General features: G+C 73.0%; 22 protein-coding genes. 5 read left to right on the top strand and 17 right to left on the bottom strand.

Translation table 11 applies throughout. The features are described from left to right. The first annotated feature begins 132 nt into the window (after positions 1-132). The 4 genes from V6U86_RS10400 to V6U86_RS10385 are packed head-to-tail and all read left to right on the top strand — an operon-like array spanning position 133 to position 3641. Entirely contained in the window at positions 133-1116 is a 984-nt protein-coding gene (locus V6U86_RS10400) for a carbohydrate ABC transporter permease (RefSeq protein ID WP_334501304.1), read from the top strand. Next, positions 1116-2015 carry a carbohydrate ABC transporter permease gene (locus V6U86_RS10395; protein WP_334501631.1) on the top strand — a complete coding sequence of 300 codons (900 nt, stop codon included), beginning with the start codon at positions 1116-1118 and terminating at the stop codon, positions 2013-2015. The genes V6U86_RS10400 and V6U86_RS10395 overlap by 1 nt, the downstream gene beginning before the upstream one ends. Continuing rightward, positions 1999-2790: a hypothetical protein gene (locus V6U86_RS10390; protein WP_334501302.1), complete on the top strand. Its 792-nt coding sequence runs from the start codon at positions 1999-2001 to the stop codon at positions 2788-2790. The genes V6U86_RS10395 and V6U86_RS10390 overlap by 17 nt, the downstream gene beginning before the upstream one ends. After that, on the top strand, positions 2787-3641 hold the full coding sequence (locus V6U86_RS10385) for a PmoA family protein (protein ID WP_334501298.1): 855 nt from the start codon (positions 2787-2789) through the stop codon (positions 3639-3641). The genes V6U86_RS10390 and V6U86_RS10385 overlap by 4 nt, the downstream gene beginning before the upstream one ends. A gap of 45 nt (positions 3642-3686) precedes the next feature. Here V6U86_RS10385 and V6U86_RS10380 read toward each other — a convergent pair whose 3' ends face one another. From V6U86_RS10380 to V6U86_RS10305, 16 genes are all read right to left on the bottom strand, one after another. Further along, positions 3687-4454 (bottom strand): hypothetical protein, encoded by a 768-nt coding sequence (locus V6U86_RS10380; protein ID WP_334501296.1) that lies wholly within the window; start codon positions 4452-4454, stop codon positions 3687-3689. 111 nt (positions 4455-4565) lie between these two features. Next, complete coding sequence (locus tag V6U86_RS10375) at positions 4566-5027, bottom strand: hypothetical protein (protein WP_334501294.1); 462 nt, start codon at positions 5025-5027, stop codon at positions 4566-4568. Then, complete coding sequence (locus V6U86_RS10370) at positions 5024-5953, bottom strand: hypothetical protein (RefSeq protein WP_334501292.1); 930 nt, start codon at positions 5951-5953, stop codon at positions 5024-5026. The genes V6U86_RS10375 and V6U86_RS10370 overlap by 4 nt, the downstream gene beginning before the upstream one ends. Continuing rightward, on the bottom strand, positions 5950-6465 hold the full coding sequence (locus V6U86_RS10365) for a phage tail protein (RefSeq protein WP_334501290.1): 516 nt from the start codon (positions 6463-6465) through the stop codon (positions 5950-5952). The genes V6U86_RS10370 and V6U86_RS10365 overlap by 4 nt, the downstream gene beginning before the upstream one ends. Then, positions 6446-9127, bottom strand: a complete 2682-nt coding sequence (locus V6U86_RS10360) for a putative baseplate assembly protein (protein ID WP_334501288.1) — start codon at positions 9125-9127, stop codon at positions 6446-6448. Before V6U86_RS10360 ends, V6U86_RS10365 begins: the two co-directional genes overlap by 20 nt. Continuing rightward, positions 9124-9558 (bottom strand): GPW/gp25 family protein, encoded by a 435-nt coding sequence (locus tag V6U86_RS10355; RefSeq protein ID WP_334501285.1) that lies wholly within the window; start codon positions 9556-9558, stop codon positions 9124-9126. Before V6U86_RS10355 ends, V6U86_RS10360 begins: the two co-directional genes overlap by 4 nt. Then, a complete protein-coding gene (locus V6U86_RS10350) occupies positions 9555-9893 on the bottom strand; it encodes a hypothetical protein (protein WP_334501282.1) in 339 nt (112 codons plus the stop codon). Before V6U86_RS10350 ends, V6U86_RS10355 begins: the two co-directional genes overlap by 4 nt. Next, positions 9893-11485 (bottom strand): contractile injection system protein, VgrG/Pvc8 family, encoded by a 1593-nt coding sequence (locus tag V6U86_RS10345; RefSeq protein WP_334501279.1) that lies wholly within the window; start codon positions 11483-11485, stop codon positions 9893-9895. The genes V6U86_RS10350 and V6U86_RS10345 overlap by 1 nt, the downstream gene beginning before the upstream one ends. After that, the gene (locus V6U86_RS10340) at positions 11482-12369 is read right to left on the bottom strand and encodes a CIS tube protein (RefSeq protein WP_334501277.1); all 888 of its coding nucleotides are present in this window, start codon (positions 12367-12369) and stop codon (positions 11482-11484) included. Before V6U86_RS10340 ends, V6U86_RS10345 begins: the two co-directional genes overlap by 4 nt. Beyond that, positions 12369-13199: a hypothetical protein gene (locus tag V6U86_RS10335; protein WP_334501274.1), complete on the bottom strand. Its 831-nt coding sequence runs from the start codon at positions 13197-13199 to the stop codon at positions 12369-12371. Before V6U86_RS10335 ends, V6U86_RS10340 begins: the two co-directional genes overlap by 1 nt. A 673-nt stretch (positions 13200-13872) precedes the next feature. Continuing rightward, entirely contained in the window at positions 13873-14355 is a 483-nt protein-coding gene (locus V6U86_RS10330) for a phage tail protein (protein WP_030327509.1), read from the bottom strand. Position 14356: 1 nt separating this feature from the next. Beyond that, complete coding sequence (locus V6U86_RS10325) at positions 14357-15607, bottom strand: phage tail sheath family protein (protein WP_334501257.1); 1251 nt, start codon at positions 15605-15607, stop codon at positions 14357-14359. 23 nt (positions 15608-15630) lie between these two features. After that, positions 15631-16329 carry a carboxypeptidase-like regulatory domain-containing protein gene (locus tag V6U86_RS10320; RefSeq protein WP_334501255.1) on the bottom strand — a complete coding sequence of 233 codons (699 nt, stop codon included), beginning with the start codon at positions 16327-16329 and terminating at the stop codon, positions 15631-15633. Then, positions 16326-16934 carry a glycine zipper family protein gene (locus tag V6U86_RS10315; RefSeq protein WP_334501253.1) on the bottom strand — a complete coding sequence of 203 codons (609 nt, stop codon included), beginning with the start codon at positions 16932-16934 and terminating at the stop codon, positions 16326-16328. The genes V6U86_RS10320 and V6U86_RS10315 overlap by 4 nt, the downstream gene beginning before the upstream one ends. A gap of 12 nt (positions 16935-16946) precedes the next feature. Then, positions 16947-17282 carry a hypothetical protein gene (locus tag V6U86_RS10310; protein WP_334501251.1) on the bottom strand — a complete coding sequence of 112 codons (336 nt, stop codon included), beginning with the start codon at positions 17280-17282 and terminating at the stop codon, positions 16947-16949. A gap of 145 nt (positions 17283-17427) precedes the next feature. Further along, positions 17428-18210, bottom strand: coding sequence for an LppM family (lipo)protein (locus V6U86_RS10305; protein ID WP_334501249.1), 783 nt, complete (start codon positions 18208-18210; stop codon positions 17428-17430). A gap of 596 nt (positions 18211-18806) precedes the next feature. Here V6U86_RS10305 and V6U86_RS10300 point away from each other — a divergent pair. Continuing rightward, the gene (locus tag V6U86_RS10300; protein WP_334501246.1) at positions 18807-19931 is read left to right on the top strand and encodes an FUSC family protein; all 1125 of its coding nucleotides are present in this window, start codon (positions 18807-18809) and stop codon (positions 19929-19931) included. Positions 19932-19943: 12 nt separating this feature from the next. Here the strand turns inward: V6U86_RS10300 and V6U86_RS10295 are convergent, their stop codons facing one another. Then, positions 19944-20672: an alpha/beta hydrolase gene (locus tag V6U86_RS10295; RefSeq protein ID WP_334501244.1), complete on the bottom strand. Its 729-nt coding sequence runs from the start codon at positions 20670-20672 to the stop codon at positions 19944-19946. Positions 20673-20705: the final 33 nt, after the last annotated feature.

Genomic DNA, 20705 nt, shown 5'->3' with positions numbered 1-20705 from the left:
CGCGTTGGAGATCGGTCCGGATACAACACCGGTATCCGGACCGATCTCCGCCTTGCCGGACCGCCGCCTGGACTCCGCCTCGGCTCAACCGGGGACTTCGACACAGACCCAACGCGAGGAGAGGAGCTATTCGTGGCGTTGACCACGGCGCCCGACCCGACCCGACGCGGCCCCGGATCCGCCCGGGCCCACAGTGATCGGCGTGGGCCCGGGCGCCTCCGGCACAGCGAAGGTCTGGCCGGGTACGTCTTCCTGTCGCCGTGGCTCATCGGTCTGATGGGTGTCACGGCAATCCCCATGCTGCTGTCGCTCTATCTGAGCTTCACCAACTACGACATCCTCACCCCCTTCTCCGAGGTGGAGTGGGTGGGGCTGGCCAACTACGAGCGGATGTTCACCGCCGACCCGTCGTACTGGCACGCGGTGCGGGTGACAGTGACCTTCGCGCTGATCGCCGTACCGCTGAAGCTGGCCGCGGCGCTCGGCGTGGCGCTGCTGCTCAACCGTGCCTGGCGCGGCGTCGGGCTGTTCCGTGGGTTGTTCTACCTGCCGTCCCTGCTCGGCGGCAGCGTCGCGTTGGCCATCGTCTGGGTCAACATGTTCAACCGCGACGGCGCGTTCAACTCGCTGCTGAGCCTCTTCGGCATCACCGGCAAACCGTGGGTCAACGACCCCGACTGGGCGCTCGAAACGCTGATGGTGCTGGCCATCTGGCAGTTCGGCGCACCAATGGTGATCTTCCTGGCCGGGCTCAAGCAGGTGCCCACCGAGCTGTACGAGGCCGCCTCGGTCGACGGGGCCGGTCGGTTCCGCCAGTTCCGCAACGTCACCCTGCCGATGCTCTCTCCGGTCATCTTCTTCAACCTGGTCCTGGAGACCATCAACGGCTTCCAGGGCTTCACCGCCGCGTTCGTGCTCAGCAACGGCACCGGCGGCCCCGTCGACTCCACACTGATGTACACGCTGAACCTCTACATCACCGGCTTCACCGAACTCAACATGGGCTACGCCTCGGCGATGGCCTGGGTCTTCCTGCTCGCCATCGCGGTCATCACCACGATCTTCTTCAGCACCGGACGGTTCTGGGTGCACTACTCCGACGGGGAGGACCGGTGATGGTGACGGTGACCCCGACGAACGCGACGCCGACCACAGCGCCGCCGAACGCGCGCCGCCGGCCCGGCGGACGGCCCGTGCTGCGACTGTTGATCCTGGTGGCGATCGTCGCCGTGGTGCTCTACCCGCTGATCTGGATGGTGGGCACCTCGCTGAAGTCCCAGGAGGAGATCGTCAACAACGTCGGGCTGCTGCCCGAACGGTTCAGCCCGGGCAACTACACCGCCGGGTGGTCCAACTTCGACGTCAGCTTCGGCCGGTTCTTCCTCAACAGCGTCATGGTCAGCCTGCTCACCGTGGTCGGCAACGGGCTGTCCTGCCTGCTGGCCGCGTACGCCTTCGCCCGGCTGCGGTTCCGGCTGCGCGGCATGTGGTTCGCCGTCATGATCGGCACGCTGCTGCTGCCCCAGCACGTGCTGATCGTGCCGCAGTACATCCTGTTCCGCACGCTCGGGCTGGTCGGCGGCGACTGGCCGTACCTGCCGCTGCTCATCCCGCAGTTTTTGGCCACCGAGGCGTTCTTCGTCTTCCTCATGGTGCAGTTCATGCGCGGCGTCCCCCGGGAGCTGGACGAGGCGGCCCGCATCGACGGGGCCGGCCCGTTCGGCATCTTCCGGCACATCATCCTGCCGCTGAGCCGACCCGCGTTGGTCACCACGGCGATCTTCTCGTTCATCTGGACCTGGAACGACTTCTTCCGCCAGTTGGTCTTCCTGTCCCAACTGGAGGACTACACGGTCCCGGTCGCGTTGACCCTGTTCATCGACTCGACCAGCCAGAGCGCGGTGGGCCCGATGTTCGCCATGTCGGTGCTGTCGCTGCTGCCGGTGTTCCTGTTCTTCGTCGCGTTCCAACGGATGCTCGTCGAGGGGATCAACACCAATGGCATCAAGGGCTGAACCGGCAGCAGGGGCTTCACCGGCAGCAGGGGCTGAACCGGACGACACCGGCGGCCGGCGGGACTGGCGTGACGTCGCCGGCGACGCCGCCGACCTCGCGCTGCTGGGCATCCTGCTGACCCTCGCGGCGGCGCCCCTGCTCACCGCCGCCGCCGCGGCGGGCACGGCCAGCGCGGCGGTGCACGACTGGACGCGTACCGGCAGCTGGCCGTCGGCGCGCACGACCGTGCGCCGCTTCGGGCGCGCGGTGTTGCCCGGTGTGCCGGTCAGCCTGCTCGGGCTCGGCGGCGCCGCGCTGCTCGCCGCCGACCTGGCGGCGCTGGCCACCGGCCGGGTGCCGGGTGGCCCGGTGGCGCTGCTGGTGACCGGGCTGATCGCGGCCGGTCTGGCCGGGTACGCCGGGCTGGTCGTCGTCGAGGTGGGCGGTAACGGGGGCGGGCGGTGGCGGGCCTCGGCCCGCTGGGCCGCCCGCGCCTGCCTCGACGCGCCCACCCGCTGGGCCGCTCTCGCCGGGGTCGTCGCGCTGGCCGGGCTGCTCGCGGTGCTGGTCACCCCGGTCGCGGTGCCGATCCTCGCCGGCTACACCGTGGCCGCCCTGCACGCCGTCACCGTCCGCCGGCCGCGACCGGCCACTGTCGTCCAGCAGCGGCCAGCCGAGCCCATCGCGGGCCAGCAGCGGCCGGCCGACTCCACCGCCGGTCGGCAGCGGCCAGCCGTGCCCACCGTCCGCCGGCCGGTCCCGGCCACTGTCGTCGGCCGCCGGGAGCTGCCGTGACCGGGGCGGGGGAGCCGGTACGGCTGACGGCCGGGGCCACCGAGGTGGCCGAGTACGTGCTCGACCCGGCGCTGGACGCGCGGCACGGGCCCCGGCCGTACCTGCACCCGGTGCGCACCCTCGGCGGAACGGTGGTCACCGACGCGCTCCCCGCCGACCACGTGTGGCACCTCGGCGCGTCCCTCGCGGTGCAGGACGTCAACGGCAGCAACCTCTGGGGCGGGCGTACCTACATCCGCGACGTCGGCTACACCTGGCGGGACGACCACGGTGTCATCGCGCACACCGGCGAGGTCGAGCGGTCCCCGGGCCGGTACGCGCACGACCTCCAGTGGCGCGACCGGGCCGGCGGGGTGCTGCTGACCGAGCGGAGGTGGCTCGCCGCGTCGGTTGTCGCGCCGGACGCCTGGCGGCTCGACCTGGAGTCCGTCCTCGTCGCCCCGGACGACCGGGAGGTGCGGCTGGGCAGCCCGGCCACCAACGGACGCCCGGGCGGGGCCGGCTACGGCGGGTTCTTCTGGCGGGCCGCCGCCGACGGTGAACCGGCGGTGTTCACCGCCGACGCGGCCGGGGAGGAGACGGTCAACGGCAGTGCCGCGCCGTGGCTCGCGCTGACCGGGGCCGGGCCGGGCGGCGGGGCGTACACCCTGGTCTTCGCGGGCCTCGGCCGGGGCGACCGGTGGTTCGTGCGGACCCGGATGTATCCGGGGGTCTGTGTGGCGTTCGCGTTCGATCGCCCGGCGGTGGTGCCGGCCGGTGACAGCCGGCACGGCCGCTACCTGGTGTGGGTGGCCGACGGGATCCTCGACCGCGACGGTGTCGCCGCCCTGACCCGCTCCCGTCGATCATGAAGTTATTGCCGCGACACGCCGGGCGGGGTGGCAATAACTTCATGATCAACGGGACGTGGCTCGGGCTGGCAGCGCGGCGGTGACCCGGATCGCCTTGACGATCGCCGGGATGGAGCCGATGAGCAGCACCAGCCCCCAGATGATCGCGATGATCGCGAAGATCAGCGCCGCCACGTCGTCGACGATGCTGACCAGGATCACCGGCACCAGGTTGTGCAGGAACTCCAACACGACCGTGCACAGCAGGGTGGTGAGGATCAGCAGGACGAGACCCTTGTTCTGCAGGAAGCGCGGCTGGGCCAGCACCAGCATCCCGGCCCACACCAGCTTGAGCAGCAGCACCAGCCCGAGCAGCACCGCCGCCTCGCCGACCGGGAAGAACCCCCACAGCGCCAGGTACGCCAGGGTGCCGAAGGGTACGGCCAGAAAGAGCGAGACCATGATGGACAGCTCCACGAACGCGACGACCAGGGCGACCAGCCCGACGATGATCAGGATGATCGAGAAGATCAGGCTGGCGACGCCCTGCACCCGGCCCTGGACCCGCTCGGGCAGCAGCAGGCCCAGGCAGAACAGCCCGGTGCTCCAGACCGCCACCGCGTCGATCAACGCCAGGTAGCCGGTGCCCCGGCCGGACGGCTCGCTCACCCCGGACACGTCGTCGATCTCCACGTCCAGCGCGCCGGCACTGTCCGCGAGGGCCGCACCGGCGTCGGCGCCGCCGAGCAGCAGCCCGGCACCCAGCTCCACACCGATCGCCAGGACGATGGCGAGCATCGCCATCAGCAGGAACGGCTTGCGCAGGTCACCCACGGCGGCACCTTCCTCTCAGTCCAGGTCGTGGGTCACGACGATTCAGTCCAAGTCGTGGGTCACGACGATTCAGTCCAGGTCGTGGGTCACGACGATTCAGTCCAGGTCAGGTCAGGACGTGGCCACGACGACCGTGCAACCGCCCAGGCCGGGGCAGACCAGGCCCACCTCGGTGGCCTGGTCGACGGCGATCTTCGCCACCGCGCCGGTGCCGTCCGCCGCCGGTTCCACCTCGTCGCGGATGGTGAGGTCGGCGTCGCCGGGCGCCGGGGCGACGACCGTGAACCGCGCCGCGCTGCGCAACACCAGCGTGCGCAGCCCGCCCGGGTCGGCGACGCGCAGCACGCAGTCGCCGGAGAAGACCAGCCGACCAGGCTCCTCGAAGCAGTCGGCGCTGACCGTCGCCGGGTCCACTGCGGAACGCTCGCCGCCCAGCGCGCCCAACCGGTCGACGAACCCGTGTCGGGCCCCCGGATCACCCCGGTCGTCGCGGCCCGCCCCGACCGCGACCACGAACAGCGCCACCAGCAGGACGGCGAGCAGCCCCAGCAGCACCTTCTGCCGACCGCTCATCGCGTCGCGGCCCGCGCCACGAACTCGGTGAACCGGATCTCGTCGACGCCCGCGAAGTAGCGGTTCGTGCCCTGCGTCTTGCCCACCACCAGCAGCGTGACCTGGTGTGGGCCCTTGGTGAGCTGCACCAGACCGACGTCCAGCCACTCCGTCTTTCGGACCGTCGGCGTGAAGCCGAGGAACGTGCCGCCGACCTGGGTGCCGTCGATCGTGAAGACGGTGTTGGCGTAGTCGAGGGAGGTGGTGCGGACCGCCGCGAAGCGCCAGGTGCCGTCGGCCGGGATCTGCACCGTCACGGTGACCTTGTCGCCGATGGCCAACCCCTGGAAGAACAACTGCTTGTCGCCGGACCAGACCACGCCACAGCAGTTGGGTTGCTCCTCCACCTTCGCCGCGCTCTTGCTCGGCGACTCCACCACCGCGCCCGACACCAGGCTCTCCGCCTCGACGGTGACCACCCGCGGCTCCCCGGGGGTCGGCTCGCCGTCCCGGTTCAGCAACACCACTCCCACGGTGACCACCACCAGCACCAACGCCGCCGCCGCGGCGATCCACAACCATGGGGTACGCCGTGGCGGCGCGACCGCCCGTACCTCGTACGTGACCCGGCCGCTGGAGCGGGAGCTCTCCTCCGGCGCGGTGTTGGCCGAGTACGCGAACCCGGTCATGTCGTAGCGCCGGGGCGGGGTGCCGGCCGGCACGGCGAGCTTGACCAGGAACGACACCGAGCCCTGGCCGGGTACCACCCGTTGGGGTTCGGTGACGGTGAACCACGCCCGCTGGGAGCCGTCGCCGGGCGCCACGTCGAACACCACCGTGTCCGGCGCGTTGCCCGGGTTGGAGACGGTGAAGGTCAGCTCGCCGCTGTTGCGCGGGTCGAGGGTGAACTGCTCGGCGGCGGCGACGACCGCCCACTCGGTGGTCATGACGGCTCCTCTTCCAGGACGATCTCGACGGTGGCCGAGGCGGGCTTCTCCGCCTCGACGATGCGGGTGATCACGGGGAGCTGGTCGGCGGCGGCGGCCGGCACCCGCACCACGACGTGGAAGGGCCGCTCGGCGGGTTCGTCGATGGCGAAGCCCGACGTCCCGGTGGCCAGCTCCAGGGCCCGGCGGATCCCGTACGGGGTGCCGCGCCACCGGGCCAGCAGGGCGGCGTTCGCCACCAGGTCCCGCAGCCGACCCACCGGCAGCGGCAACGGGGCGTCCGGGCGGGGCGAGGCGACCACGTGGTCCATCGCCACCCAGCGGGTCAACCGCACCACCAGCCCGTCCGGCGCCCGGTACGGGTCGAACAGCGCGTCCACCTCGGCGAGGATCGCCTCGTCCGGGGCGTGTAGCCCTTCCATCACGTCGAGCAGCGCCCAGAGCACGCTGCCCGGCACGCAGGCCCGCTGGTAGGCGGCGGGCAGCAGCCGTTCAATCGCCGAGCGTCGCATCCTGGCGCACCACCTCGATGTCGTGCTCGCCGGAGCAGAGCAGCCAGGTATCCGGGACGGTCACCACGTCGGCGGTGGCCTGGTTGGCGCTGGGCGTCCAGGTGACGGCGTCGGCGCTGCGGTGCACGCCGCGTTCTCCGCTGGCCAGGATCAGCCGTTCCGCCGCGCCGGTGCCGCCGGTCGCGCCCCCGCCGGTCGCGCCCCCGCCGGTCGCGCCGCCGGCAGTCGGGCCGCTCACCGCGATGGCGTCGACCGGCACGAACCGGGTCCGGTCCCGCAACGGCAACCCACAGTTGACCGACACCGCCTGCCATTGCGGTTGGGCGGCCAGGGTGTCCAACCGCAGCACCCCGCCGCTCTGCGTGGCAGCCACCGCCTGCTGGCCGGTGAACGCGAGGTCCCGGCAGGTGCCGCCGATCCACCCGGACTGCATCGACTGCCACTTCACGTCCGACTCGAACAGCCGGGTACGGTGGCAACCCTGGCCGGGCTTCTTCGGGTCCGGCTCGCCGGCGCCGCTCCACAGCAGGGTGGCCGGGCCGTCGTACTGCACCGCGAGGACCCGGTTGTCCACGTTGGCCAGACCCACGTGGGTGAAGCTGCCCGGTCGGCCGCCGCCGGTCGACAGGTACACCCCGAAGCTGGCCTGCGCGGCCACCGCCACACCCGGTGCGCCCCGCTCGGAGACGAACGTGCGGACCGCGTAGAAGCCCCGATCGGCGTCGGACGGGTCGACCAGGATCTGCAACGGCACCGCCCCGGGCAGCAGCGACACCTCGTACAGGCCGGTGTCGGTGGCCACCAGCAGCGCGCCCGCGCCGTCGCGGTCCAGCCAGGCCACGTCGGAGATCCGCGAGTCCAGGTCGGTGAGCAGCGACCACGTCTCGCCCAGGTCGGTGCTCAGGTGCACCCGGGAACCGCCCGAGGACCGCAGCGTCACCACCGCCACCGAGCCGGCCCGCGCGACGATGCCCGGCCGCACCGGCGCTGGCGCGGGCGCCACCCGCACCACCGTCTCGCCGTCGAAACGACCGGCCGGTTCCCAACCCGCGCCGCCGTTGCTGGAGCGGAACAGCACCGGGCCGCGCCCGGCGTACCAGGTGCGCGGCTGGTACTGATCCACGGCGAGGGCGCGGACGTCGGCGTCGGGCGCCTCGTCGACCACGAACCGCACCGACTCGACGTAACGCACCCCCGGCTCGGCGTGCTCCAGCAGCCGATACACGTTGGACGCCCGCAGTGGCTCGCCGAACGGCCAGCCGGTCGGGTTGAGCGCGGTGGGCAGCGGGCTCAACGTCTGGTGCAGCCGGTCGTGGATACGGCGACGGACCGCGTCCACGTCCTCCTCCCGGCGGACCACCACCCGGGCGCGTACCGACACCGCCTTGAACCGCGCCCAACTGGCCCGGGAGCGGATACCGACCATCCGGCGTTCCTCCAGGTCCGCCTCGACCCGGTGGCGTGCCTCGGGCACCTCGTGCTCGCGCAGCACCGCCACCGGCAGCCGACCGCCCGGACGGGCCGCCTCCGGCACGTACGGCACCAGCACCACCTCGACCTCGCCCGGCCGGGCGAAGCTGTACACCGCGGCGCGGGTGAACGCCCGGGCCCGCGCCACCGCCCCGGAGCTGGTCGCGAGGACCTCGAAGTCGCGGGCGGTGACCGCCCGCTGCTGGGCGAAGAACTCGTACGGGCCGCGCAGCAGCACCGACTCCAGCGCCTCCAGCTCCCGGCCGCCGGCCGCCGGGGCGGGGTTGTCGACGCGTACCCCGGGTAGTGGGTCGCGCAGGCTGGTCAGCGTGCCCGCCGCCACGTTGCCGGTGGGCCCGCCACCGGAGCGGTACCAGAGCCGGACCTGCCGCCCGGCCGGCGGCACGGCCGCGACGGTCACCGACGTCGACCCGGCCGGCGCGGTCTCGGCCACCGGGGTCGCCCCGGCGGGGGGTCGCAGGTCGAGGGCCGGCGCGAAGGTGACAGTGCCCGAGCAGCGGTCGACCAGGTACGCCTTGGCCTGCGGGCCGAGGCCGGCGAAGCTCTCCACCGGCTGCCAGATCTCGAACGTGCGACCGTCGTGCTCGCGGGCCGCCGCGCCCAGCTCGACCGTGCCGGCCGGCACCTCCACCCCGAGCAGCAGGTCCAGGCTCTCGGCGGTGTGCGTCAGCGGCGCGTGCGCGGCGCGCAGCACCTGCCCCGGCTGGCCGGTGCCGACACCGAGCAGCTCCGCCTCGACCGGTTCGCAGTGGTGCATCCGTACCGTCACCGACGTCTCGTCGGCGGGCAGCAGCGTCGGCTCGGTGGTGACGAACACGACCGGCCGGGGGTCCGCGCCCCGGGCCGCCGCGACCCGTAGCCCGGCCGGGATGCGGACCGCGCCGCGGTCGGTGCCGGTGCGGGTGAACCGGACGTCCGCCCAGGCCGCGGTCGGTGCGTGCCGGGTGACGCCGAGCAGGTTCAGGAACGAGACGTACGCCTTCTCCGGCAACTGGTTCAACCGGTAGATCATCACCTCGGTGAGGTGCGCGAACGTCTCCACCAACGCCATGCCCGGGTCGTGCGCCGACAGGTCGGTCCACGCCGGGCAGGACTGCCGGATCCGCTCCCGGGCCTCGGTGACCAGATCGAGGAAGCCGCGATCGTCCAGGTGCGGCACGGGCAGCGTCATGACGCTCCTCCCTCGGCGGGCTCGTCGGTCGGGAGCAGGTCAACGGAGAAGACCAGTTGCCCGGGTGTCAGGCTGGCCCGCACCCGGTAGTCCAACCGGATCACCAACCGCCACGCGTCGTCCGGGTCCGGCCCGGCGTCCACGTCGATCATCTCGACCCGGGGCTCCCACCGGGCGATGGCCTGCCGGACGTAGTGGATGGCCAGACCGGCAGTCGTGTCGTCGTTGGGCGCGAAGACCAGTCGGTGCAGCCGGGACCCGTACCCGGGTCGCATCAGCCGCTCGCCCGGTGTGGTCGACAGGAGCAGGAACAGTGCCTGGCGTACGCTCTCGTCGCCCTCGGTCATCGCCAGGCCGCCGGCCGCGGTCAGCGCCAACCCGCCGGTACGGCCGGCGTCGAAGCCGGCGCCGACGAAGCGCAACGCCCTCATCGGTCCGCCCCCAGGAACCCCTGAGCGGGGTCGCGCACGGTGTGCTTGACCAGCCCCGGCGGTGTGCCGTTGGTGAACCCCTCCAGGTGCGACAACACCACCCGGTGCCCGTCGACACGGATCCAGTCGCTGTAGCCGACCCGGACCGTCAGCGTCGTCGTGCACGGCTTGATGGTCGGGCCGTAGTTCGGGCAGGCGACGATCTTTCGTCCCTCCGGGTCGTCGTCGACGAGCACGGGCACACCGGTGACGGTCACCCACTGCCGTGAGGGACGGTTCTCGACCCGGCCGTCGTGATCGCAGGTGATCACGGAGTCCCGGTGGATCCAGCGCATCAGCCGCCTCCTTGGTGGTGGGCGCGGGCAAGTGTTCGGGCCTGCTCCGCCGCGGTGGTCGGGTCCTCGGTCGACTCGGCGTGCAGGAAGTCCACGCTGCGGGCGCGTACCACCATGGCCTGGCCGGGCGCGGAGATCACCAGGTCGGACGCCGCGTGCAGGGTGGCCAGGTCGGGGGTCAGCTCCAGGAAGCTGCCGCCCTCGGTGGCCAGCCGCAGGCTGCGCCGCACGTCGTCGACGACGATCGACTGCCCGCCGGCGGTGCGGATCGTCCAGCGGCGGGCCTTTCCGTCGTCGATGCCCGCGTCGTACGGCTCGACCGCGCCGAACAGCGAACCGAGCACGATGCCCGAGGCCGGCTCGCCACCGGGCAGCACCACCAGCACGGTGTCGTCCGGGTCGGGCAGTGCCACCAGGCCCTTGCCCGGCCCGGCACCGGGGCAGAGCACGGCGAGCCAGCCGGCGTCCAGGTCCCCGTACGCCGGCAGGGTCAACCGGACCCGGCCCAGCCCGTCCGGGTCGGCGACGTCGGTGACGGTGCCGAGGGTGACCACCGCACCGCCGGCCGGTGTGGCCGGGGCGGCCGGCGGCACCGTGGAGAAACGGGTCAGGTGCCCGTTGCCGTCCACGGTGTGCACCACCTCGGTCAACACGTACGCCCCGGCGACCGGGTCGGGCACCCCGCCGAGGTCGACGCGGCGGCCCGGCCGCAGCGCCGGATCACCCTCGGCCACCCCCTCGGCGGTGACCAGCGTCGCCGCGCGGGTGTCCAGTCGGGCCTGGGCCAGCGCCGCCAACTCGTCGTCGCTGCGGCCGGGCTGGTCCACGGCGGTGCGCACGCCGTCGGCGCCCACGTCGGCCGGGTCCGGGCGGTCGTCGGCGGGTCGGCCGCAGCGCGCCTCGTCGACCTGTTGGCTGATCACCTCGGCCCGCTGCGGGTGCCAGCCCAGCGCCGCGCTGGCACCACTGGCCTGGTCGGTGTTGGTGGACAGCCGCAGGGTGTGCACCCCGGCGCCGAGCGTCAACGCGACCGGCTCCCCGTAGCCGGCGAGCGTGACCAGCCGGAGCTCGTCACCGTCGGCGGCCAGGTGCAGGCCGGCCCGGCCGGTCACCTCGCGCAGCAACTCCAGGTCGCTGTGCCGGTGCTGGAGCAGCCGCTCCAGCCGGGGGCCGTCCTCCTCCGCCGTCACCGTCAGCCCCACCGCGCCGCACAGCTCCCGGGCCAGCTCGGCGGCGGTCACCGAGGTGAAGACCCGCAACCCCTGCCGTTTGCGCAACCGGTGCAGCCGGTCGTACGCCCGCAGCCGCAGCACCGCCGCCCCGTCGGCGGCGTACTCCACCTCCACGCAGGTGACCTCGCCGGTGAACAGGGCGTCGGTGTGGTCGGAGACCCGGACGTCGAGCGTCGTGCCGGGGCGTACGGCCGGGTCGAACGCGCCGGTCCCGGCGGCGGTGGCGAGCACCAGCTCGGCCTGGGTGGGCTGGTCGAGGCGGGCCGCCACCCGCAGTGAGCGGACCCGCTGACGTGCCGCGCCGACCAGCTCGGCACCGTCGAGCACGACGATCAACGCCCGGGGCGCGACGCTGGTCACGGCGCACCCCCGGGGTTGCCGGGCCCGCCCACGGGCGCGCCGGTCGGGCCGGTCGCCGCGTTCCACGGGGCGCCAGCGATGGCGGCGTCCAGGTACGACGCTCCCGCGCCCACCGCACCGGCCACCGTCCGGGCCAACCCGGTCATCGAAGCGCCGATGGTCGAGCCGGTGCCGGCGGCGGGTGGGACGGCGAGGGTGGTGCCGGCCGGCACGGCGAGGGGATCGGTGATCCGGTTGTGTTCGGCCAGCAGCCGCCAGCGCAGCGGTGAGCCGAGTGCGTCGTTGGCCAGCAGGTCGAACCGCACACCGGAGCGACCCGGCTCGGCCGCGCCGTCACCGGCGGCGATCACCGCGCTGCCCGGCGCGGCGGTCGGGGTGCTCGCGGCGGCCAGCTCCTCGGCGAAGCCGGCCTCGGCCTGGTCGGCCGTCTCGGCGGCGCGGACCAGCTTCAGCCGCAGCCACGACCGGCGCGGTGACCCGGTGCCGGTGAACGCGTCGAAGCGTTCCGCCACCGCGATGATCACACCGGGCACGTTCCAGGTCTTGCCCCAGACCAGCCGGACCAGCGGTGGTCGCAGCCAACCATGCTCGGCGGTGGAGTTCTCCGCGAGCATCCACAGCGGACGGGTGAGCACCCGCACGTCAACGGGACGCAGTTGCGCCTCGACGAAGTCGACGTCGAAGAGCAGGTCGAGCACCAGTTCGGTACGGCCGCCGCCGGTGAAGACCAACGGATCGTCGGCCAGACCGGACCCGGTGAGCTGCCCGTCGCCGGCACCCCGCTGGCGTACGCCGGCGAGCCGGGTCACCTGCACGGTCTCGGGGTTGAGCAGGCAGTCCACCCGAACACCTGAGGAGTCGATGAGGAAGGCGACACGTTCCATCAGTCACCCCCCTGTTCCCGATCCAGTCGGGTCAGCTGGGCGGTGTCCAGCGCCGGCCCGGCGACCGACCAGAGCGCGCTGTCGTCGGGGAGCGCCGGCCACGGGTCGGCGGCCCTCGCCGCCACGAGGGGCGACGGCGGGTCAATGCCCGTCGCTCGTCCGCCGCCGGCCACGTCCGAGCCGGTGTCGAGCCGCGCGGGTGCTGCCGGTTCGCCGGGCAGGGCCAGCCAGGGGCCACCGTCCGCGACGCGCGTCACGTCGATGGTTGGTGTCTCCCCACCACCCGTCGCGGGTGAGCCGGTCCAGGATGCGTCGACCCTGCCCCGGTCCGACCAGGCCAGACCGCCGTACGACGCCGCGCTCGCCGACGCCGCGTCCACTCGCGCCGAGCGTGCCGTGCGCGGCGCGCTGTCCCGCCGGCCGCGTTGGTCCTTGCCGGGCCACTGTGGACCGTCACCGTCGCCCCGGAACCCGTCCCGCCCGCCCGCGATTCGCTCGGCGGTGGGTCGTGCGGGGGCCGCGCCGGTGGAACGCCCGGGACCGTGGTCGACCTCGCCGGAGCGGTGGGCGTTCTGGGGCGGGTGCGATGTGACGCGGGTGGGTTCGGCCTCCGCCCGGCGGGGGTGGCCGCTCGGCGAGCCGTGCGGCCCGAAGATCATGGAGCGGACCGGCTGCGCGACCGACCGGGGCAGCCCGTTCGCGTCGACGGCCGTGGCGTCCAGGGCTGTCACGTCCAGGGCTGCGGTGTCGAGGGCCGTCACGTCCAGGGCTGTGGCGTCGAGGGCTGCGGTGTCGAGGGCTGTGGTGTCGGCCCGGGCCGCCTGTCGCACCGGGGGCACCGCTGCGCCCGCTCGCGCCGCCGCGCCCGGCCCGGTCGATTCGGCCGACCCGTCAAACCTGGTCGGTCCGGCCGACGGGTTCGGTCCGGCGGACGCGCCCGGCCCGGTCGAACCGGTCGGTGACGATGGCGTGTCCGAGCGGGACGAAGACGCCCCGCCATCGGACGGGCCGGCAGCACCGACCCCCGTACCGTCGGGCTGGGCACCGGCCCGTGGCGGGCGGCCCGACCTGCCGATCCGGCGCTCGGCCCGCGACCTGCCCGGCCTCGTGTCCCCCCTCGCACCGGACCCTCGCCCACCCGTCCCGACAGGGCCGCCCGCACTGGCGGGTCCGCCCGCGTCGGCCTCGCCGTCGAACCTGCCGTCCGCGACGGGGTTCGCACCATCGGCGTCGGCCCGACCCGTCGATGGTCCGTGCCCGCCGTCGCGGGCCCCGGTCTCGGCGCTGCCGGTGGGGGACGGGTCGAGGTCCAGGTCGTGCAGCAGGCCGGGCGCGTGGGCGGCGACCAGGTCCAGCCAGTGCCGCGGAGGCTCCCCGAAACGGCGCGGTGTCGCCGCGGGCGTCGTCGACGGTGGCTGCGGCGGGAGGTGTCCGGCGGGCTCGACTCGCCCGGCGAGGCGCTGCACCGCCCCGGCCGCCGAGCGCAGTCGGCCGGCCAGCCAGCTACGCGGGCGTCGGCGCGGTGGCACCGCCGGTCTCCAGCTCCAGGCCCTCGTAGCGCAGCGTCAACGAGGCGATGGCGATCTCGTGGCTGAGGGTGTTGAGGTGCGCGCCGCGCCACCGGGTCGGCCAGGCGTCGATCAGGTTCCAACGCAGCACCTCGGCGGTGCCGACCGAGTCGAGCAGCACAACGGAGACGTTACGACGGTTGAGGGTGCCCTGGGCGGTGGCGTTCACCCAGTCCCACAACTCGCGGGAGGCGGTGAGGCCGAAGTGCAGCGTCACCGGCTCGTACTCGGCCTGGCCGGGCACCATCCGCATCCGACCCAGGCCGTGCTCCCGGTAGGGCTGCCCGGGGATGTTCACCTCCAACCCGGTCATCTCAGTGAAGTGGCCGTTGGTGACACCGTTGATGAGCAGCCGGAAGTTGTACGCCCGGTACGGGTCGACCGGGGCGCCGGGTTGCGGGGTTGCGGTGGTGGGCATGTCAGCCTCCGATCGTCTCGGTCTCGGTGCCGCCGGCCCACTGGCTCAGCTTGAACACCACGAATTCGGCGGGCTTGACGACCGCGATACCGATGTGGGCGATCACCATGCCGGCGTCGCGCACCTCCGTCGGGTTGGTCTCCTCGTCGCACTTGACGAAGAACGCCTCCTCGGGGCTGCGCCCCAGCAGCGCGCCGTCGCGCCACACCCGGGTCAGGAACGCCCCGATGTCGCGGCGGATCGAGCGCCAGAGGGTGAAGTCGTTGGGCTCGAACACCATCCACCGGGTGCCGTTGGCGATGGCCTGCTCGATGGCGATGCTGAGCCGCCGGACGTTGAGGTAGCGCCACTCGCTGGCCTCGGCGGCGAGCGTACGGGCACCCCAGACGCGGATGCCCTCCCCGGCGAAGTAGCGGATCACGTTGACGCCCTTGGGGTTGAGCACGTCGTGTTCCGGTCGGGTGACCAGGTAACCCAGGTCGACGGCGCCGCGCACGGGCTCGTTGGCCGGGGCCTTGTGCACCCCGCGCAGGGCGTCGGTGCGGGCCCAGATGCCGGCCAGGTGCCCGCTCGGCGGGGTGAGTTCCAACTCGCCGCTGATCGGGTCGCGTACCCGTAGCCAGGGGTAGTAGAACGCGCCGAACTCGGACTGTCGCGGCCGGTAGGCGGCCCCCTCGTGCCCACCGGAGCCGCCCGGCTGGGCGGAGCCGCCGCCGGGGCCGCCGGCCGCACCCTCGGCGGGCTTGGGGGGTTTGCCGGAGGACGGCGTGGCGACCCGGGTCAACGCGGAGATGTCGTCGATGTCCGGTGCCGGGTCGCAGATCGCGACCATGGTGCGGGTGCGCTCGGCCATGCTGAGCAGCGCCTCGTGCGACACCACGTCGTGGAAGCCGGGCGCGGCGATGATGGAGATCTCGTCGACGGCCTCCAGCAGTTGCAGACCGCCGCGCCGCTGCCCGGTGCCGGTGATCGTGCCGCCCTCGCCGACGTTGACCACCCAGCAACGGGCGCCCCCGTTGTCCAGGAAGCCGAAGACCGCCCGGGCCAGCGGGGTGCTCTCCACCCGCTCGCCGGCGGCGAAGAGCCGCAGGAACTCCGTCCAGTTGTTGACCGGCACCGCCTTGCCCAGGTGGGCGGAGCGGTCCGGGGCGACGCCGACGAAGGCGGCGATGCTGGTGCTCGCCGGCCCGATCGGTCGGGCGCCGCTGGGGACCTCCTCGACATAGATGCCGGGGGAGAAGTAACTGGGCATCGGTCCTCCTGTGCGGGTGGGTGTCAGTGGGTCGGTGGCGCACAGACGATGACGATGTCGTCCTCGTCCGCGTCGACGTCGGCGGTGAGGACGAGACCGCGTCCGGTCAGCCGCAGCCGGACCGGGCTCGGATGCTCGGGGTCGTGCGGCACACCGACGATCAGGAACCGGCCCTGCGGGTCGGTGCGGGTGGCGACCCCGGTGCCGGGCAGCTCGACCCGCATCGCGGCCAGTGGCTGGTCCTGGGGGCCGACCACCCGTCCACTGAGGCTGCGCACGTCGAGTTGCCGCAACCGCAGCGGTTGCAGCACCGGCGGCGCGGCCGGGGTCGGGTGGTCCACCTGTGCGGGCACGTCGATCAGCAGCGCCGGTCGGGGCGCCGTACCGAACGCCGTCCACAGCGGTGGGTCGCCGGCCTCCAGCACGACCGGGTACCTGCCGTCGGTGGTCGCGGCGGTCAGCACCCGGTCCAGCCGGGGCAACCCGGCCGGACCGGTGACGCAGAGCAGGTGGCGGACAGTGAACCGGTACGGTTCGCGGACCGCGCCGCTGGAGCGGGTCTGCCGGGCCGGCCGCAGCTCCATCGGCCAGAGGGCGAGCCCGTCGGTGTCGTCGCACGCGCGGGGCGGACCGACTCCGACGGGTTCCCCCGCCGCGCTGGTCACCCAGGCGACCAGCTCGGCGGTGGCGGCCTCGATCGGTCCGCGCCCGTGGGTGCTCATCGCGGCGGCGTCCCCTGGATCCGGTACGCGATGGCCTCGTTCCACACGTGCGGGTAGACGCCGATCTCGAAGTACCGGGTGAAGCGGTTGATCGGCGCGTTGGTGTGGTCGTGGTAGAGCAGCCACACCGGCGCGATGGTGAACAGGACGTAGTTGGCCAGCACCAGCGGGATGTAGAGCGGCCCGAGCAGGCGACCCTGGAAGATGTGCACGTCCTCGTGCCGCTGGATGCCCGAGCTGGAGCCGGCGCAGACGGTGCCGATGGTGGTGGCGTACCGGGGCGAGACCCCCTCCACCACGCTGACCCGACCGCTGCCCAGCGACGTGGGTCGGTCCAGCGAGTGCCCGAAGATCAGGTGCACGGTCAGGTAGATGGCGCCGACGACCGTGTTGAGCAGACTCCAGGTGTGGTCGACGACGAAGAGGAAGATGCCGCGGGCGTCTGAGGCGTACACCCCGGCGGAGGCCACCGACCAGCCGAAGACCGCGCCGACCACCAGGCCCACGACGGCGCCGATCAGCAGGCCGATCGGGCCACCGGTGAGGAAGCCGAGCAGGGCGCCGAAGCCGACCTGGACGGCCGCGCTGAGAATTCCGAAGACCATGACGACACCCCCTCAGACCCAGGAACGGAAGACTCGGGGCTCGCGACCGCTTGCGACCTGGGTCGGCGTTGCCTGCCGGTTGCCGGGCGGGAGCTGGTTGATGCCGAGCGCGGCGGAGAAGATGACGAGCGCGTTGAAGAACGCGATGACCCACTTCTCGCCGCCGGCGTCGTCGGCGAACGCCGCTGTCACGTAGGACAGCAGCAGCGCGATGGCGATGGCGATCCACTTGCGGTACTTGTCGCCGCTCGGGCCGATCAGCCCGCCGATGACGTTGGTGGCCAGCAGGGTGGCGGCGCTCGCGCCGGCGATGCTCCCCAGGGCTGCCCAGGTGTAGAGATCGTTCACGGCGATCCCCCTCTTCTGCGATGGTGCGACCGGGATGTGGTGGTGGTGAGGTCCGGTGCCCCGCGGGGAAGCACCGGGGCCGGTCGCCGTCGGGTCGGGGGCGGCCGGGGCCGGGCGTGGCCGGCCGAGCCGGCCACCAGATGGATCAGCCGGGCCCGGGGGCGCCGGCGGGCGGGCCCGGCGGAGGGGTCGGACCGGGCGCTGCCGGCGCCGTCGGGTGACGGCGGCGCACCAGGAGTACGCCCACCGCGGCGAGCAGCAGCAGGAGGAGGACACCGCCGACGACCAGCAGCCAGGGGAATCCTCCGTCGTCCTCAGCGCCGGCGGCGGCCGGTGAGGCGGACGGACGAGGGGGCGCCTCGGCCACGGCCCGCAACTCGGTCGGCTTCTCCTGGTTGGGGTCGACCTTCCAACTGACCGAACGGCCGTTGACGGCGCCATTGCTGTCGATCACCCGGCCGGGAAATGTCACCGAGATCTCGAACGACATGAGCTTGAGGAACGCCTGTTGGTTCTGCGGATTCTGCTCGGCAACCTTTCCGCCATATTTCTTGGGATCGAGCGGCAGCGTGAAGCGGTACAGGTCGCCGTCCCTGACCAGTTTCACGCTCTCGGTGTCGAAACCGGCCAGCGGCGCCTTGCGGTAACTGATCTGGGAGCCGTAGAAAGCGTCGTCCTGGTAAAGGGTCTCCTCGCCGGCGGGTAGGGCGGGGATGTTCTGCCGCAGCTCCGCGAAGGCCAGCGGGATGTTCTTGTTCCGTGCGGTCAGCACGGACTTCTGGGCCGTCAGAAGGAGCTGCCCGTCGACCGTGTCGTCGGCGTTGACCGTCAACCCCATGTTGAGTTGCATGCAGCCGCTCAGCGCGGCGAGAAGGAGGAGGCACACCGCGACGCGGAGTGCTCTACCGCGGTTGACTCTCCTGTTCATGGGCTCAGTGTGTGTGATCGCTTTCATCATCAGCAGTCAGCGATCGGTCACAACGAAGTCGCCGATTGTACCCGCGCACTGTCGCCTTTGATTAGTTCGGACGACGGCCCGAATGACTATTCTGGAGTTTTGGGGCGACGGCGGTTCATCGTCGGCCGTGGGGGCTGATCGGATGAGAATTGTCGCGTGCGTCCGGCTGGGGGTGAGGGCGCGGAGCAGCCCCGGTGATCAGGTCGGACGCGTGATGGGAGACGATCGCCTCTGGGAGGCCGTGGGCCGCCGGTGTCGTGCCGTGGGCCAGCGGTGTCGTGCCGTGGGCCGGCCCTATGGAGCTGAATCGTTTGCGACATCGAGGCTGATGCGTTTACGGCATCAGCTCCAAAGGGGGAGCGGACGGCCTGCTGCCCCCAGAGGCATTCGTGGCGCATGCCATCGGTGAGCTGCCGACCTGGTGTCGGACCGGGCGCGGCGCGCCGGCTGATGCGGGTGGCTGGCAGGCGCGGGTGGCCGGCAGGCGCGGGTGGCCGGCAGGCGCGGGTGGCCGGCTGGTGGGGTGGTGCGGGTGGCCGGCTGATGCGGGTGGGAGAGGTTGGGCGATGGTGCGGATCAGCGGGCTGCGGACGGCCGGCGGGCGGCTGCGGCGCGGCTGGCGGCCGGTGTTGGAGGCGACCGTCGCGGCGACCGTGGCCTGGCTGCTGGCCACCCGGTTGCTCGGGCACCCGCAGCCCTTCTTCGCGCCGGCCGCCGCGCTGATCGTTCTCGGTCAGGCCCGGGGGCAGCGCATCCGTCGAGCCGTCGAGGTCGTCCTCGGGGTCGCCGCCGGCGTGCTCGTCGCGGACCTGGTGGTGCAGGCGCTCGGGCCGGGCAGCACCTGGACTGTCTTCACCGTCATCCTGCTCACCGTCCTGCTCGCGGTGGCCTTCGGCGCCACCGGTGTGACGCTGGTGCAGGCGGCGGTCTCCGCGCTCTACCTGGTGGTGGTCGCGCCACCGGACGGGTCGTTGGTGCCGTTCCGCTTCGTCGACGCGCTGGTCGGCGGCGCGGTCGCGCTCGCGGCCAGCCTGCTGGTCGACGCCCGGCGTCCGCTGGCCCCGCTGGTCGCCGAGGTACGGCGGACCTTCGACGAGCTGGCCGGGCTGCTGGGCGGGATCGCCGACGCGCTGGACGACCGCGACGAGCCGGCGGCGCTCGCCGCGCTGCGGCAGGCGCGGGGGATGGACGCCCGGGTGGACGGGCTGCGCGACGGAGTGCTGGCCGCCGGTGAGGCACTGCGCCTCAACGTCCGTCGACGTCAGCACCTCGGTCGGCTGCGCTCGGTGGACGAGTCGATCCGGCAGATCGACTACGCGGTCCGCAACGTCCGGGTGCTGGCCCGTGCGGGGGTGACCCTTAGCCGGCTGCACACGCCGGCCCCGGCCGAGCTGGGCGCCGCCCTGCGGTCACTGGCCGAGGCGGTCCGCCAGGCCGGTGCCGCCCTCGCCGCCGACCTGGACGGGCAGGAGGAGATCGCCGACCGGCACGCCACCCGGGCCGACGAGTCGGCGTTGGCCGCGGTGCACGCGGCCGGGCAGCTCTTCGGCTCCACCCAGACCCTTCCCCTGGCGATGATCATCGGTCAGGTCCGGGCCACGGCCATCGACCTGCTGCGCGGCGTCAACCCGCAGGACGACGCCGCCGTCCTCGCCCGCGTCGACGACGCCCTCGGCCTGCCCCCGCTCTGACGCACGCGCCGATCAGGGATGGGCCCCGGCCCGTGGGGGATGGCCGGTCAGCCAGGTGACGGCGGAATCGCGGATCGGGGCGGGAATCTCGTGGCCGCCGGGGAACTCCTCGTAGGTCACGTCGTAGCCGAGGTCGTGCAGGTGGGGGACGAGGCGGCGACTGCACACGTCGATGGGCAGCACCCGGTCGTCGACGCCGTGCGAGATGAAGACCCGTGGCCGACCGTGAGTGACCGGCGGCGCGGCGAAACCGGGGGAGAAGGCCACCACCGCGTCGATCAGATCCCCGTTCGCCAGACCCAGCGACAGCGCGTACGAGGCGCCGTCGGAGAAGCCGCCGATTGCCACATTCGAGACCGGGTAGCCGTCGAAGACCGTCGCCAACAGCGCGTCGATGCGCCGCACGTCCGCCCCGAAGCCGCCGGCGATCAGGTCCCAACTGGCCGCCGACGAATCCGGGGCGACCAGCAGCAGGTGCTGCGCGTCCGCGACCGGCAACAGCAGGTCCAACCCCTGTCGCGCCGAGCCGCCCGCACCGTGCAGGAGCAGCACCAACCGGTACGCCGAACCGTCGTTCGGCAACTCCGGGGCGTACGCCAGGGCCAGCCCGTCCCCGTCGGGGCCGGTGATCGGCACGAGCCCGGTGCGTCCCGGTGCCACCGGCGGGTGGTGGCGGGCGGTCAACCGGCCGTCCCGAGGGCTCGGCGCCGGGTCCCAGTGCGACGGCGCGGAGTCGGACACTTCTCGGCGCTCCTCGCGGTGGACGAAAGGTCC

Source organism: Micromonospora sp. CPCC 205558, from assembly GCF_036902955.1.
In the GTDB taxonomy this organism is placed as follows: domain Bacteria; phylum Actinomycetota; class Actinomycetes; order Mycobacteriales; family Micromonosporaceae; genus Micromonospora.
The sequence above is the reverse complement of the archived record's forward strand: the minus strand, read 5'-3'. Positions and strand labels throughout refer to the sequence as shown.